This is a genomic window from Streptomyces sp. NPDC014991, assembly GCF_043080665.1.
In the GTDB taxonomy this organism is placed as follows: Bacteria; Actinomycetota; Actinomycetes; order Streptomycetales; family Streptomycetaceae; genus Streptomyces.
The window spans coordinates 44965-58293 of record NZ_JBIBVY010000018.1; the positions used below are offsets into that span (position 1 = coordinate 44965).

The following is a 13329-nucleotide window of genomic DNA, read 5'->3' on the forward strand; positions in this document are numbered from 1 at the left end:
CGTCGTGGGCACGCCGCTCCGTGCCGGAGGTGACACCGGCAGGCCCGTCTCCAGGTGCGTGGCGAGCAGGGCCGGCGCGGCCGCACGAGCGGCGACCGCTCCCGCCGCTCGTGCGGCCGCCGTCGGTTCCCTCCCGTGACGCCGGACCAGGCGGGGCGCCGTCGTACTCCTCAGGGTGGAGGCCGGCGGTCCACGGAGACCGACCGCCCGGCATCCCGGCGCCGACGGCCCGACCGGGCACCACGACGGCTTCACATCCTGGCGAACGGGCAGCCTGACGACAGGTACGCGTGAGCCCATCTCCGTCCGTGACGCCTGACCCGACCTGGGAGTGAGCCGTGTTCTACTACCTGCTCAAGTACGTGCTGCTGGGGCCTTGGCTCAGACTGGTCTTCCGGCCCCGGATCGAGGGCCTGGAGCATGTGCCCGCTTCGGGGGCGGCGATCATCGCCGGCAACCATCTGTCCTTCTCCGACCACTTCCTGATGCCGGCGATCCTGAAACGCCGCATCACGTTCCTCGCCAAGGCGGAGTACTTCACCGGGCCCGGCGTGAAGGGCCGGCTCACCGCGTTCTTCTTCCGCGGCGCCGGGCAGATCCCGGTGGACCGTTCCGGCAAGGAGGCGGGCCGGACGGCGATCCGCGAGGGCCTCGGCGTGCTGGGCAGGGGCGAGTTGCTCGGCGTCTATCCGGAGGGCACCCGCTCGCACGACGGCCGGCTGTACAAGGGCAAGGTGGGTGTGGCCGTGATGGCGCTCAGGGCCGGGGTCCCGGTGGTGCCCTGCGCGATGATCGGCACGTTCGAGGCACAGCCGCCCGGCCGGGTCGTCCCCCGGATCCGCCCGGTCACCATCCGCTTCGGCCGGCCCCTGGACTTCTCCCGCTACGCAGGCATGGAGCAGGAGAAGGCGGTACTGCGGGCCGTCACCGACGAGATCATGTACGCGGTCCTGGCACTGTCCGGGCAGGAGTACGTCGACGAGTACGCGGCCGTCGTCAAGGAGCGGCAGGCGGCCGGGAAGCGCGGGCGGGAGCGCGGCTTGCGCGGGCGCCGCTGAACCGGTCTTCCGGCGCCGGGCACGGCGGAGGGGCGGCCGGTGGCCCGGCCGCCCCTCGTCACCGTGCCGGTGCGGTTACGGCTTGGGCGTGGCGTGCGGGGCGCAGGTCACGTCCGAGCCGTCCAGCGCGCCGTCGATCAGGTAGGCGTCGACGCGCTGGTTGATGCACGGGTTGACCAGGCCGGTCACGCCGTGGGAGCCCGCGTCCTTCTCGGTGATCAGGCGGGAGCCCTTGAAGCGGTGGTGCAGCTCGACGGCGCCCGCGTACGGGGTGGCCGCGTCCCGGGTCGACTGCACGATCAGGACCTTCGGCAGGCCATGGTGGGTCCTGACCTCCAGCGGGTGGTGCTGCTTGGCCGGCCAGGTGGCGCACGGCAGGTTCATCCAGGCGTTCGCCCAGGTCATGAACGGGTAGCTCTTGTTGAGCCGGGTGTTGTCCCGGTCCCACGTGTGCCAGCTGGTGGGCCACTTGGCGTCGGCGCACTCGACGGCCGTGTAGACGGCGTTGGAGTTCTCCGAGGCGATGTTGCCCGCGGTGTCCGACAGGTCCGGGGCGGCGGCGTCGACCAGCGCCTGGGTGTCACCGGCGACGTACTTGCTGAACACCGTGGCGACCGGCACCCACGAGGAGTCGTAGTACGGGGCGCTCTGGAAGAAGGAGATCAGCTCGGCCGGGCCGACGAGCCCGCCGATGGGGTTCTTCTTGGCGGTGGCGCGCAGCTGGAGCCACTTGTCCTGGACGGCGGCGCGGGTGGTGCCGAGGTGGAAGGCGGCGTCGTTCGCGGCGACCCAGTTCTCCCAGTCCTTCCAGCGGCCCTCGAAGGCGATGTCCTGGTTCAGGTTGGCCTGGTACCAGATGTTCTCGCGGGAGGGGTCGACGACGCTGTCCACGATCATCCGGCGCAGGTGGCCCGGGAAGAGGGTGCCGTAGACGGCGCCGAGGTAGGTGCCGTAGGAGACGCCGAGGTAGTTGATCTTCTTTTCGCCCAGCGCGGCGCGGATGACGTCGAGGTCGCGGGCGGTGTTCGGCGTCGTCATGTGCGGCAGCATCGCGCCGCTGTGCTCGCCGCAGCCCTCCGCGTACTCGCGGGCCAGCTTGCGCTGCGCGGTCTTGTCGGCCTCGCTGTCCGGCACCGGGTCGGCCTTGGGCGCCTTGACGAACTCCTGCGGGTCCACGCAGGAGATGGGCGCCGAGTGGCCGACGCCGCGCGGGTCGAAGCCGACGAAGTCGTAGGCCTTGGCGACCTTCGCCCAGACGGCGTTCTTGTTGGTGACCCGGGTCGGGAAGCGCAGTCCGGAGCCGCCGGGGCCGCCGGGGTTGTAGACGAGGGCGCCCTGGCGCTCCTGCGGGGTGCCGGTGTTGCCGATGCGGTCCACGGCGAGCTTGATCTGCTTGCCGTAGGGGTGGGCGTAGTCGAGCGGCACGCTGACCCAGCCGCACTGGATGGGCTTGGCGAGCCCCCAGCCGGTGGGGCAGTCCTGCCAGTCGATGCCGGCCCGGGCGGCGCGGGCGGCGGCTGTCGCGGCGCCCTTGGCCTCCCGGTCGGGTCCGGGCCGGCCGGCGGCACCGGCGGTGGGCGCCGACACCGCCCCGGCGATCAGGGTGGCGGTGACGAGTACTCCGGCGGAACCGAACGCCAACAGGCGGCTCTTCGGTCGGTTCTCCCTCAAGTGGGCCCCTCCCCGTACTTGCTGCGAGTGGTCAGGCGGGGATCCTCTCGGTTGTGAGCCGGTTCGGGACAGGGTTTGCCGCCCATCTTTACCAATCCGATAACCGGATGATCAAGTCTCGCTGAGCGGGGCCCTGTTCACCGGCCGAGCCGGTCCAGCCGGTCCAGCGCCGCGTCCAGCAGCCGCCGCAACCGCAGCGCGTCGGGGGCGACCGCGCTGACGAGCACGGCGGGCCCGGCGAGCGGCACCAGCGCGGCGCACTCCCCCAGCATCCGCGTGGCCGGCGGATCGTCGGCGAACTCCGGGCACACCACCACGAGTTGACCGACCGCCCGATGCCCGGCGAGCACGGCCGGCCCGTCCCAGCCGCCCGGCGCGCCGGGCCCGCAGGCCAGCTCCTGGTCCAGCACCGTACGGCCCGCGACCCGTACGGTCAGCCGGCTGGTGAGCCGCCCGGGCTGCTCCCCGGCCCGCCCGAGCACCTGCTCCTCACGCAGCACGAGCCGGGCGTCTGCGCCGAGTTCGGCCCGGGTGGTGACGTACAGGTCGCTGCCACCGGCCGAGATCAACTGCTCGGGCAGCCAGCGCAGTTCGCCCCCGTCGGCCACGTCGAGCCGTACGTCGTAGCGTGCTTCGTGCTCGGTCTGTCCGGGCAGCGCGATCGTGGCGGCGGCCGATCCGACGTGCAGCCGGGCGCCCTGCTCCACCCGCGCGGCCAGCGTGAAGCGGTCGCCGCCGAGCGGACCGCTCATCGCGCCGACGACCATGACCCGCGCCCCGGGCCCGGCCGCGCGGGTACGGCGCAGCGCCAGCGGGCCCTCGCCGTCCAGGACGGGCAGGGCCGTACCGCCGCGGCCGTCGGCGCGGGCGACCACACGGGCGCTCGCCCGGACGCCGGCGAGGGTCACGCCGTCCACGCGGCGAGCCGCTCGCGGACCCACGCGGCCACGTCGGCGACGCCGGTCCCGCCCCGCAACGACTGGAACACCACCGGCAGTCCGGCCCGCTGGGCCTCGGCGTCGGCGGCCATCCGGGCGAGGTCCGAGCCGACGTACGGGGCGAGATCCGTCTTGTTGACCACGAGGAGGTCGGCGGTGGTGACGCCGGGACCGCCCTTGCGCGGGATGTCGTCACCGCCGGCGACGTCGATGACGAAGACCTGGGCGTCCACGAGCCCCTTGGAGAAGGTCGCGGTGAGATTGTCACCGCCGGACTCGACGAGGATCAGATCCAGCGGACCGACGGCGTCCTCCAGGTCCTCCACGGCCTCCAGGTTGGCGGAGATGTCGTCGCGGATCGCTGTGTGGGGGCAGGCGCCCGTCTCCACGGCGGTGATCCGCTCGGGCGGCAGCACAGCCTCCCGGAGCAGGAACTCGGCGTCCTCGCGGGTGTAGATGTCATTGGTGACGACGGCGAGGGACAGCTCGTCGCGCAGCACCCGGCAGAGCGCGGCGACGGTGGCGGTCTTGCCGGAACCGACAGGGCCGCCGAGTCCGATGCGCAGGGCGCGGCGCCTTCCGTCGGGACGGTGGGCGTCGGCGCTGAGGGCGGCCGGACCGTCGTGGGTGTGGTCGAGGTGCATGTGCGGCTCCTGGGGGACAAGGGGTGGTTCGCTCGGCCCGTCCGGTGCCCGGGGACGGCGGCGGAGGGGCGGCAGGACACTGAGGACCGGGGGCGTCAGGACGCGAAAAGCCGCACCGGCCAGGCCGCGTGCCACTCGGCGCCGACCTCCAGCAGAGGTGCGGAGGCGGCCGGCAGGGCGTCGACGCCTTCGTCGGCCACCCGCCGGGCCGCCGCCACGGCCCGGTCCGCGACACGGTCCAGCTCGGGTGCCAGCCGGGCCAGCACTCCGGTCGCGTCGAACGGGTCGAGACTCAGCAGACGCACGGTGGCCGTCGCCGGGCCGCTCACGCTCTCGTACACCGCGCAGTGCGCCGCGTCGTCCGGGCCCAGTCCGGCGGCCCGTGCGGCGACACCGAGGACCACCGGCTGGTGCGCCCCCTTCGGGAACCGTCGCGCCAGTGCGTCGAGTTCGCCGCACGGCCAGCTCGCCCGCGTGGCCCGCAGCAGCTGGCGCCCGAGCCGCCGGGCAGCGGTCCGCAGGGCGGGCGACGGTGTACGGGCGTCGGCCGCGGCATCCAGCTCCGCCGGCTCCGCGCCGAGTACGGCGGCGGCCGCCAGCGCTCCCGCGACCAGCCCGGCGGTGTGCAGCCGGCCCCGGCAGAAGTCCTCCAGGCTCGCGGCGTCGGTGATGCGGCCCGCTCTGACGGCGGCCTCCGCCCCGCCGGAGTGCGCGTGTCCTCCGGCGGGGAAGCGGCCGTCGGCCAGGACGAGCAGGGCTGCCCTGGACATCAGAAGAGGAAGTAACGCTGGGCCATGGGCAGTTCGACGGCCGGGGTGGCCTCGACCAGTTCACCGTCGATCCGCACGGCGAAACTGTCGGGGTCGATACGGACGTCCGGCCGGGCGTCGTTCTCGCGCATGTCGGCCTTGGTGACCGCACGCGTGGAGTCGATCGCCGCGAACCGCTTGCCCAGCCCCAGCCGTTCCGGCAGCCCGTCCTCGATCGCCGGGCCGGCCACGAAGTTGACGGAGTTGGCGGCCGGGGCCCTGCCGATCGCGCCGTACATCGGCCGGGGCAGGATCGGCTGCGGGGTCGGGATGGAGGCGTTGGCGTCACCCATCTGCGCGTACGCGATCTGTCCGCCCTTGAGCACGAGGAGCGGCTTGACCCCGAAGAACGCGGGCTCCCACAGCACCAGGTCGGCGAGCTTGCCGTTCTCCACGGAGCCGATCAGGCTGCCGAGGCCCTGGGCGAGCGCCGGGTTGATCGTGTACTTGGCGACGTAGCGCCGGACGCGGTGGTTGTCGGCGTGTCCGTCGCCGGGCAGCGCTCCCCGCCGCCGCTTCATGACATGGGCCGTCTGCCAGGTGCGCAGGATGACCTCGCCCACCCGCCCCATGGCCTGGGAGTCGGAGGAGATGACGGAGATCGCGCCGAGGTCGTGGAGGATGTCCTCCGCGCCGATGGTGGAGGGGCGGATGCGGGACTCGGCGAACGCCAGGTCCTCCGGGACGGCCGGGTTGAGGTGGTGGCACACCATCAGCATGTCGAGGTGTTCCTCGGTCGTGTTGACGGTGAAGGGCCGGGTCGGGTTCGTGGAGCTGGGCAGGACGTTGGGCTGGGAGACGACCGTCATGATGTCCGGTGCGTGGCCGCCACCGGCGCCCTCGGTGTGGTACGAGTGGATGCCCCGGCCCGCGATGGCGGCAAGGGTGTCGCCGACGAACCCGGCCTCGTTCAGGGTGTCGGTGTGGATGGCGACCTGGATGCCGGTGCGGTCGGCCACGGTGAGCGCGGCGTCGATGACGGCCGGGGTGGATCCCCAGTCCTCGTGCAGCTTCAGGCCGACGGCGCCGCCGCGGATCTGGGAGAGCATCGCCTCGTGGCTGACGGTGTTGCCCTTGCCGAGGAGGCCGACATTGACCGGGTAGGCCTCCATCGCCTCCAGCATGCGGGCCAGGTGCCAGGGGCCGGGTGTCACGGTGGTCGCCTTGGAGCCCTCGGCGGGGCCGGTGCCGCCGCCGACCAGGGTGGTGATGCCGGAGGCCAGCGCCTCGTCGGCGACCTGGGGGCAGATGAAGTGGACGTGGGCGTCGATGGCACCGGCGGTGAGGATGCGTCCGTTGCCCGCGATGATCTCGGTCTCGGGGCCGATGACGAGGTCGGGGTGGACGCCGTCCATGGTGTCCGGGTTGCCGGCCTTGCCGAGGGCGGTGATCCGGCCGTCGCGGATGCCGACGTCGGCCTTGACGACGCCCCAGTGGTCGACGACGACGGCACCGGTGATCACGGTGTCGGGGGTGCCCTCGGCCCGGGTGGCGCGGGACTGGCCCATGGACTCGCGGATGACCTTGCCGCCGCCGAAGACCGCCTCGTCCCCGGAACCGCCGAGGCCACGGGAGCGGTCCTCCTCGATCTCGATCAGCAGGTCGGTGTCGGCGAGCCGGATGCGGTCGCCGGTGGTGGGGCCGAACAGGTCGGCGTAGGCACCACGGGACATCTCAGGCATCGAGGGCACCCCCGGTCTCGCCGCGCAGGCCCGGCACGATCCGGGCGCCGGCGAGGGGGACGAGCGCGACCTCGACGGGGATGCCGGGCTCGAAGCGGACGGCGGTGCCGGCGGCGACGTCCAGCCGCCTGCCGCGCGCGGCGGCACGGTCGAACTCCAGGCCGGGGTTGGCCTCGGCGAAGTGGTAGTGCGAGCCGACCTGGACGGGCCGGTCGGCGGCGTTGAGGACGGTCAGGCGAGTGACCTCGCGGCCCTCGTTGACGACGACGGGGCCGTCCGCGAACAGGATCTCTCCGGGAATCATCGCGGCGCCCCTCAGAAGATCGGCTCGTGCACGGTGACGAGCTTGGTGCCGTCCGGGAAGGTGGCCTCGACCTGGACGTCGTGGATCATCTCGGCGACCCCCTGCATGACGTCGTCCCTGCTCAGCAGCTTGCGGCCGGAGGACATCAGCTCGGCGACGGTACGGCCGTCCCGAGCGCCCTCCAGGATGTGCGACGTGATGAGGGCGACTGCTTCCGGGTGGTTGAGCCGGAGCCCGCGAGCCCTGCGCTTCTCGGCCACGTCGGCCGCCACATGGATCAGCAGCCTCTCTTGCTCGTGCGGGGTCAGTTGCACGTCCCACCTCACCGTCCTTGCTCCGGACCGTGCGGGGTCCGGTTGCCGCAGCCACCGCGACGGGGACAGGTGTAGCACGCAGACAAATGCCCGGATCGTCGTCGATCCCGGGCAGACAACCCCCTGATGGCGTGGAGCGGCAGGCTAGAACGCCGGAGTTTCAGCGACGTTAACCAGGCCTTGATCGGCGTATGACCGTGCGATGGGCTTCGCCATACCGGCTCACTCCGCGGCACGCCTCACGACATGCCCGGCCCCCGGTGCTCGGCCGCTATCCCGAAGCGCTGCTGCTCGCGCCCGCCGGGCCCGCTCTCGCGCACCAACGACACCGAGCTGACGATCCGCTCGTCGTCCGGCTCGTCGAGGGCGTCGAGGCGCTCCAGGTCGGCGGCCGAGACCAGGGCGACCAGGGGCTTGCCGTGCCGCGTCACGACGACACGCTCACCGCCGTACACGACCCGGTTGATCAGGTCGGCGAGTTCAGCCCTGGCTTGCGTCACCGGAATCTCGTAGGCCATACCACCAGCTTACGGGGCATCCCCGCGGGGCCGGCCGGCCCGGCAGCCGCGGCCCGCCGCCCCGGGCCCCGCCATGGCGGGCGGCGTGTCCGTCGACGCACTCCCCCCCGCTTCTGTACGTCCTGTACATTTTTTACAGAGAGCGGACCGGAGTCGGTCCGCCGTGAGAGGGGTGTGCCCATGTCCCGACCGTTCGCCCGCCATGTCCTGCCCGAGTTCACCGAACGCACGGGAAGCGGCGCCCGTACGTTCGACCCGTACGGCAAGCTCTTCGAGTCCCGGATCGTCTTCCTCGGCACCCCGGTCGACGACGCCGCCGCGAGCGACGTGACGGCGCAGCTCATGTACCTCGAACACGCGGCCCCGGACCGGGACATCACGCTGTACGTCAACTCGCCGGGCGGTCCCTTCCACGCCATGACCACGATCTACGACACCATGCGCTACATCAGCTGCGACGTGGCGACGTACTGTCTGGGACAGGCCTCCTCCACCGCCGCGGTGCTGCTCGCGGCCGGCGCGCCGGGCAAGCGGTCCGCGCTGCCCGGCGCGCGCATGCTGATCGAACAGCCCGGGCTGCCCGAACCGTTGCGCGGCCAGCCCAGTGATCTCCTCATCGAGGCCGAGGAACTGACCCGGGTACGCGCGCTGCTGGCGGAGATGCTCGTCCGGCACACGGGGCGCACGGCCGGGCAGGTGCACGAGGATCTGGAGCGGGACCTCTTCCTGGACGCCCCCGGGGCCCTCGCCTACGGCCTGGTGGACCACATCGTGCCCAGCCGCCGGGACGCGCCCGGCGCACCGGACGCGAGGTGAGCGCCCCGATGCCGCCGGACCTGCCACCGCTGCCCGCGCTGACCCGGGCCGAAGGTGACCTGATCGACCGTTACCTGGAGGCGGCCGACCTGCTGGGCCGCGTCAATCCGGCCCGGCACGGGGACACGTACCACGGGCTGCGTGCGGCCCAGGCCCTGGTGCGCAAGGCGGCAGAGCTGCGGGACGCGCTCGAGGTGATGCACCAGCGGGGCGAGAGGGAGCTGCACGGGGACACGCTGGCACGGGCCTTGCGCGTGCTGGACGGTGAGCGCCGCACCGCTCGCGTCGCGCTCCCGCCCGACACCGTCGGCTGAGGGGGACACCCGACCCGCTGGACGGGGCAAGCCGTGTCGACGCCTACCGTTCGGGCCGGACTTGAAACGGCCCGAACGACGTACGCCCATCCGATGGACATCCAGAATGATTTTCGGGCTTCCCGACTTGTGCGGCACGTGGATTCAGTCTGCGCCGGAAAGCGTTTAGCCCCAGGTCCGGGCATACGCACGGGTGCTGACGGTGGCTCGAACACACCGACGTCCACCCGAACGGGTGAGTGGTGAGTAAAACCACAAATCCCCGATTCCGTTGGGATTTTCCGACAGTTGTAGGTCAAGATCCCTGACTGACGACAAGCCCCCGCCACCGCGGCGGGGCGATCCGGGCGGACGCCGAGTCCTGCCGCCGCCCGGATGACCGGTCGACAGGAGTGGATCGGCAGGAGTGGAGGACCCAGGCAAGACGGGTCGCCGGAACACATGTTCGTCTGCTCGACGCGGACGGGCGGGGTTCCGAGCAGCCCTTGGGGTGAAGCCGTGGCAACGCGGCCGGGCAACTTCGCCAGCCCGAATCCGACAGGTCATCCTTCACAGGCGGCTGACGAAGGGTTGCGCATGACTGCGCTCAATCGTGTCCCGTCGCTGATGGCCCGAGCCGGCACGGCCTCGGCCCTCACCCTCGCCGCCGTGGGCGGCTCGATCGCAGTGCCCGGCCTCGCCACCGACGCGTCCGCCGCGACGATGGCGACGAAGGCACTCAAGGTCGCGGCCTCCAAGAAGGGTGCACCGTACAAGTGGGGCGCCACAGGACCGCGCAGGTTCGACTGCTCGGGACTGACCCTCTACTCCTTCAAGAAGGTGGGCAAGAAGCTGCCGCGCACCGCCGCCCAGCAGTACAACAAGACCCACCACATCTCCGCCCGCAGCCGCAAGGCGGGCGACCTGGTGTTCTTCCACTCGGGTTCCAACGTGTACCACGTCGGCATCTACGCGGGCCACGGCAAGATCTGGCACGCCCCGAAGACCGGTGACGTGGTGAGGCTCCAGAAGATCTGGACCAGGAGCGTCTGGTACGGCCGGGTCAGCTGACCCGGCCGGGGAGCGGGAGCGGCGGCGCCGGCCCCGGTGAAACGGCCGGCTCCGGGCGCCAGGCCCGCTCCGAGCGCCGTAGCGCCGCCCCGGTGCCCGCCCGCAGCCCGCGGGCGGCCCGGGGCCGTCACGTGCCCCACGGAGCCGGCCGGGCGGCCACGACGCTCACGGCTCCCGCGGTCCGCCTGCCGGTAACGGGGCGGCCGGCAGCGTCCAGGGCAGTTCGATGCAGACCGTCTTGCCGCCCTCACGGGTGGGGCGGACACGGAGTCTGCCGCCGTGCTCCGCGGTGAGCCAGCGGATGATGACCATGCCGCGGCCGTTGTCCTGCTGCACGGCGGCGGGCAGTCTCTTCGGGAAGCGGGGATGACTGTCCGTTACGCCGATGCGCAGGTGCTCGTCCCGGTCGAGTGCGAGGGCGACCGTGAAGGTGGGTGACTGGCCGAGGGTGTGCTGCACGGCGTTGGTGGCCAGCTCCGAGACGATGAGCCGCACGGTGTCGGCCGTCTCGGTGTCCGAGGGCAGGCCCCACTCCGCGAGGGTGCCCACGACATAGGAGCGGGCGGCGGAGACCGAGGCGGGATCGCTCGGCAGAGTGACGGATGCTTCCAGATGGTCTGCCATGGCGACGTCGTCCCTTTCCCGCGGGACCGCGGTCCGACATACAGCGAATGCTTCGAGTACGGTCCCGGAACTGGTGCTTGTTCGCCAGACTGCCACCAACGGGTGGGTCAGGGGGAGCGATCCACCGGGATATGCATATATCTGTCGCTCGAAGCGGTGAACTCTGCGCTGCGAAACCGTATGTGGGCGGCCCGGAAGGAGTAAGGAGGAGCCCATGCAGAACGGTCCGGCAGTGCGCCGTCGCAAACTCGGCGCGGAACTGCGCAGGCTGCGAACCGGCGCCGGGTTCACGAGCGGCGAGGCGGCCCGGCTCGTCGGCTGGCACCAGTCGAAGGTGAGCCGCATCGAGACCGGCGCCAGCGGTGTGAAACCGGCCGATCTGCGGTTACTGCTGGACGCCTACGGCGTCCTCGACGGACACCTGCGCGAGTTGCTGCTGATGCTGGCGGGGTCGCAGGACGCGGGCGGGCGGCACCGCTGGTGGCACGCCTACCGCGGGGAACTGCCGCCCACGTACCGCGATTTCATCAGCCTGGAGTCGCAGGCGAGCGCCATGCGCACCCTGGAGACCACGGTCGTGCCCGGTCTGCTCCAGACCGCCGAGTACGCCCGCGCGGTGACCCGGGCGGCCGTGAAGGACCTGGACGAGGACCGGCTGGACACGCTGGTGGAGGTGCGTCTGGCCAGGCAGGACGTGTTGCGCGCGGATCCGCCGCTGACGCTGAGCGCCGTACTGGACGAGGCGGTGCTGCGCCGCGAGGTCGGTGGCCCCGGGGTGATGTCCCGTCAGCTGGAGCGGTTGATGGAGGCCGCCTCCCTGCCCCAGGTACGACTCCAGATCCTGCCCTTCACGGCCGGGGCGCATATCGGCCTCACCGGGCCTTTCGTTATCTTCTCATTTCCGAGCACTTCCGATCTGGATGTAGTCGTTCTCGACCAGTTGACGAGTAGCCTCTACCTGGAACGGAAAGAAGACCTGGTGGCCTACACCGAGGCCTTCCACACCCTTCAGTTCCACGCCCTTTCCCCCGAGGACTCGTTGGACTACATCGCCGCAATAGGTGATGGCGCGTAAGGAGGCACCATGCCCGCATCGCCTCGGAACGTCCCTGCCAGTACCGACCTGCACGACGTGCGCTGGCTGCGCAGCAGCTACAGCACGGGCGCCAACAACTGCGTGGAGACGGCCCGGCCGCGCTCCGGCCCCGGAGCCGGGCTGCTCGCCGTGCGCGACTCGAAGAACCCGGCCGGACCGGCGCTGCTCTTCTCCGTCGGCAGCTGGGCGGGATTCATCACCGCACTCTGATCGGAACCGGTCGCTTCCTCATCGTTCTCCGGCGGCACACGGCCGTGTCACGCCGACTCATGGTCGCGTCTCGCCGATGACTCGTACAGCGCGGTCGATCTCGGCCCCGGACAGGTCCGCGCGGGCGGTCAGCCGGAGCCGTGAGATGCCGTCGGGCACGGAGGGAGGACGGAAACAGCCCACGGACAGGCCCGCCGTACGGCAGTCGGCCGCCCAGCGCACCGCCTGCTCCGGGGACGGAGCCCGCACGGAGACCACCGCGGCGTCCGGACGTACCGCCTCCAGACCCGCGGCGGTCAGCCGTGCGTGCAGTTCCGCGGCCACCTCACGGGCTCGCCCCGCCCGTTCCGGCTCGCGTTCCAGCAGCCGCAGCGCGGCCAGCGCGGCACCGGCCGCCGCGGGCGCCAGACCCGTGTCGAAGATGAACGTGCGGGCCGCGTTGACCAGGTGGTCGATCACCCGGGCCGGCCCGAGCACCACCCCGCCCTGGCTGCCCAGCGACTTGGACAGGGTCGCCGTGACGACCACGTCACCGGCGCCGGCGAGCCCGGCCGCGTACGGCGCGCCCCGGCCGCCGTCGCCCAGCACACCGAGCCCGTGGGCGTCGTCCACGACCAGCCCGGCGCCGAACTCCCGGCACGCGGCGGCCAGCGCGGCCAGCGGCGCCCGGTCCCCGTCGACCGAGAACACCGTGTCGGAGACGACGATCGCCGCTCCCCCGTGCGTGCCGAGCGCCTTGCGCACGGCCTCCGGGTCGGCGTGCCCGACGACCTGCGTGCCGCCCCGGGCGAGCCGGCAGCCGTCGATGAGCGAGGCGTGGTTGCCCGCGTCGGAGACGATCAGCGAACCGTGCGGGCCGAGGGCGGTGACCGCGGCCAGGTTCGCGGCGTAGCCGGAGGAGAAGACCAGGGCCGCCTCGAACCCGCAGAACGCGGCCAGCGCGCGCTCCAGCTCGGTGTGCAGCTCGGTGGTGCCGGTCACCAGCCGGGACCCGGTGGAGCCGCCGCCCCAGGTCCGGGCGGCCCGGGCCGCTCCCTCGGTGACCTCCGGATGGTGGGCCAGACCCAGGTAGTCGTTGCTCGCCAGGTCCAGCAGCGGGGAATCGGCGGGGCGCGGGCGCAGGGTGCGGACGAGTCCGGCGCGGCGACGCGCCTCGGCCTGCTCGTCGATCCAGCCGAACGCCATGGGTCCTCCGGTGCTTTTGTAGGTAGCGGACAGACCTTAGCGGCACGACCAGCCGCCCAGTGTGTGGCAATACCCACACGGTGAACCGTCTCCGTT

16 protein-coding genes and 1 riboswitch are annotated in these 13329 nt (G+C 72.1%); of the genes, 6 read left to right on the forward strand and 10 right to left on the reverse strand.

What is annotated here, in order from left to right; translation table 11 throughout:
- Positions 1 to 338: 338 nt before the first annotated feature.
- Positions 339 to 1058 (forward strand): lysophospholipid acyltransferase family protein, encoded by a 720-nt coding sequence (locus ACF1BE_RS25435; protein ID WP_392201334.1) that lies wholly within the window; start codon positions 339 to 341, stop codon positions 1056 to 1058.
- A 75-nt stretch (positions 1059 to 1133) separates the two neighbouring features.
- On the opposite strand, the gene ACF1BE_RS25440 is transcribed toward ACF1BE_RS25435, so the two are convergent.
- From ACF1BE_RS25440 to ACF1BE_RS25475, 8 genes are all read right to left on the reverse strand, one after another.
- Positions 1134 to 2729: an alpha/beta hydrolase gene (locus ACF1BE_RS25440; RefSeq protein WP_392201335.1), complete on the reverse strand. Its 1596-nt coding sequence runs from the start codon at positions 2727 to 2729 to the stop codon at positions 1134 to 1136.
- A 137-nt stretch (positions 2730 to 2866) separates the two neighbouring features.
- Entirely contained in the window at positions 2867 to 3646 is a 780-nt protein-coding gene (locus ACF1BE_RS25445) for an urease accessory protein UreD (protein WP_392201336.1), read from the reverse strand.
- The gene (gene ureG, locus ACF1BE_RS25450) at positions 3634 to 4311 is read right to left on the reverse strand and encodes an urease accessory protein UreG (RefSeq protein WP_392201337.1); all 678 of its coding nucleotides are present in this window, start codon (positions 4309 to 4311) and stop codon (positions 3634 to 3636) included. Before ureG ends, ACF1BE_RS25445 begins: the two co-directional genes overlap by 13 nt.
- 95 nt (positions 4312 to 4406) lie before the next feature.
- On the reverse strand, positions 4407 to 5081 hold the full coding sequence (locus ACF1BE_RS25455; protein ID WP_392201338.1) for an urease accessory protein UreF: 675 nt from the start codon (positions 5079 to 5081) through the stop codon (positions 4407 to 4409).
- Positions 5081 to 6802, reverse strand: coding sequence for an urease subunit alpha (locus ACF1BE_RS25460; protein WP_392201339.1), 1722 nt, complete (start codon positions 6800 to 6802; stop codon positions 5081 to 5083). The genes ACF1BE_RS25455 and ACF1BE_RS25460 overlap by 1 nt, the downstream gene beginning before the upstream one ends.
- Positions 6795 to 7106 (reverse strand): urease subunit beta, encoded by a 312-nt coding sequence (locus tag ACF1BE_RS25465; RefSeq protein WP_392201340.1) that lies wholly within the window; start codon positions 7104 to 7106, stop codon positions 6795 to 6797. The genes ACF1BE_RS25460 and ACF1BE_RS25465 overlap by 8 nt, the downstream gene beginning before the upstream one ends.
- An 11-nt stretch (positions 7107 to 7117) precedes the next feature.
- A complete protein-coding gene (locus ACF1BE_RS25470; protein ID WP_392201341.1) occupies positions 7118 to 7420 on the reverse strand; it encodes an urease subunit gamma in 303 nt (100 codons plus the stop codon).
- Between the two features lie 239 nt (positions 7421 to 7659).
- A complete protein-coding gene (locus ACF1BE_RS25475; protein ID WP_392201342.1) occupies positions 7660 to 7938 on the reverse strand; it encodes a type II toxin-antitoxin system Phd/YefM family antitoxin in 279 nt (92 codons plus the stop codon).
- Positions 7939 to 8118: 180 nt separating this feature from the next.
- On the opposite strand from ACF1BE_RS25475, the gene ACF1BE_RS25480 reads away from it, so the two are divergent.
- The 3 genes from ACF1BE_RS25480 to ACF1BE_RS25490 all read left to right on the forward strand — a co-directional run bounded on the left by ACF1BE_RS25480 (position 8119) and on the right by ACF1BE_RS25490 (position 10118).
- Positions 8119 to 8754: an ATP-dependent Clp protease proteolytic subunit gene (locus ACF1BE_RS25480; RefSeq protein ID WP_392201343.1), complete on the forward strand. Its 636-nt coding sequence runs from the start codon at positions 8119 to 8121 to the stop codon at positions 8752 to 8754.
- Positions 8755 to 8762: 8 nt separating this feature from the next.
- Complete coding sequence (locus ACF1BE_RS25485) at positions 8763 to 9068, forward strand: hypothetical protein (protein WP_392201450.1); 306 nt, start codon at positions 8763 to 8765, stop codon at positions 9066 to 9068.
- Positions 9069 to 9504: 436 nt separating this feature from the next.
- Positions 9505 to 9642: riboswitch (cyclic di-AMP (ydaO/yuaA leader) on the forward strand.
- A gap of 2 nt (positions 9643 to 9644) precedes the next feature.
- Positions 9645 to 10118, forward strand: a complete 474-nt coding sequence (locus ACF1BE_RS25490; protein WP_121789957.1) for a C40 family peptidase — start codon at positions 9645 to 9647, stop codon at positions 10116 to 10118.
- A 165-nt stretch (positions 10119 to 10283) separates the two neighbouring features.
- Here the strand turns inward: ACF1BE_RS25490 and ACF1BE_RS25495 are convergent, their stop codons facing one another.
- On the reverse strand, positions 10284 to 10742 hold the full coding sequence (locus ACF1BE_RS25495) for an ATP-binding protein (RefSeq protein ID WP_392201344.1): 459 nt from the start codon (positions 10740 to 10742) through the stop codon (positions 10284 to 10286).
- Between the two features lie 214 nt (positions 10743 to 10956).
- On the opposite strand from ACF1BE_RS25495, the gene ACF1BE_RS25500 reads away from it, so the two are divergent.
- Positions 10957 to 11817 (forward strand): helix-turn-helix domain-containing protein, encoded by an 861-nt coding sequence (locus ACF1BE_RS25500; protein ID WP_392201345.1) that lies wholly within the window; start codon positions 10957 to 10959, stop codon positions 11815 to 11817.
- Positions 11818 to 11826: 9 nt separating this feature from the next.
- Entirely contained in the window at positions 11827 to 12048 is a 222-nt protein-coding gene (locus ACF1BE_RS25505; RefSeq protein ID WP_392201346.1) for a DUF397 domain-containing protein, read from the forward strand.
- Between the two features lie 57 nt (positions 12049 to 12105).
- On the opposite strand, the gene ACF1BE_RS25510 is transcribed toward ACF1BE_RS25505, so the two are convergent.
- Entirely contained in the window at positions 12106 to 13233 is a 1128-nt protein-coding gene (locus ACF1BE_RS25510; protein WP_392201347.1) for an 8-amino-7-oxononanoate synthase, read from the reverse strand.
- Positions 13234 to 13329 lie beyond the last annotated feature (96 nt).

Bases quoted from the DNA above. Each gene is read 5' to 3' on its own strand.
- ureG (WP_392201337.1), bottom strand. From the start codon at position 4,311: ATGCACCTCGACCACACCCACGACGGTCCGGCCGCCCTCAGCGCCGAC.
- ACF1BE_RS25455 (WP_392201338.1), bottom strand. From the start codon at position 5,081: ATGTCCAGGGCAGCCCTGCTCGTCCTGGCCGACGGCCGCTTCCCCGCC.
- ACF1BE_RS25460 (WP_392201339.1), bottom strand. From the start codon at position 6,802: ATGCCTGAGATGTCCCGTGGTGCCTACGCCGACCTGTTCGGCCCCACC.
- ACF1BE_RS25465 (WP_392201340.1), bottom strand. From the start codon at position 7,106: ATGATTCCCGGAGAGATCCTGTTCGCGGACGGCCCCGTCGTCGTCAAC.
- ACF1BE_RS25475 (WP_392201342.1), bottom strand. From the start codon at position 7,938: ATGGCCTACGAGATTCCGGTGACGCAAGCCAGGGCTGAACTCGCCGAC.
- ACF1BE_RS25480 (WP_392201343.1), top strand. From the start codon at position 8,119: ATGTCCCGACCGTTCGCCCGCCATGTCCTGCCCGAGTTCACCGAACGC.
- ACF1BE_RS25485 (WP_392201450.1), top strand. From the start codon at position 8,763: ATGCCGCCGGACCTGCCACCGCTGCCCGCGCTGACCCGGGCCGAAGGT.
- ACF1BE_RS25490 (WP_121789957.1), top strand. From the start codon at position 9,645: ATGACTGCGCTCAATCGTGTCCCGTCGCTGATGGCCCGAGCCGGCACG.
- ACF1BE_RS25495 (WP_392201344.1), bottom strand. From the start codon at position 10,742: ATGGCAGACCATCTGGAAGCATCCGTCACTCTGCCGAGCGATCCCGCC.
- ACF1BE_RS25500 (WP_392201345.1), top strand. From the start codon at position 10,957: ATGCAGAACGGTCCGGCAGTGCGCCGTCGCAAACTCGGCGCGGAACTG.
- ACF1BE_RS25505 (WP_392201346.1), top strand. From the start codon at position 11,827: ATGCCCGCATCGCCTCGGAACGTCCCTGCCAGTACCGACCTGCACGAC.
- ACF1BE_RS25510 (WP_392201347.1), bottom strand. From the start codon at position 13,233: ATGGCGTTCGGCTGGATCGACGAGCAGGCCGAGGCGCGTCGCCGCGCC.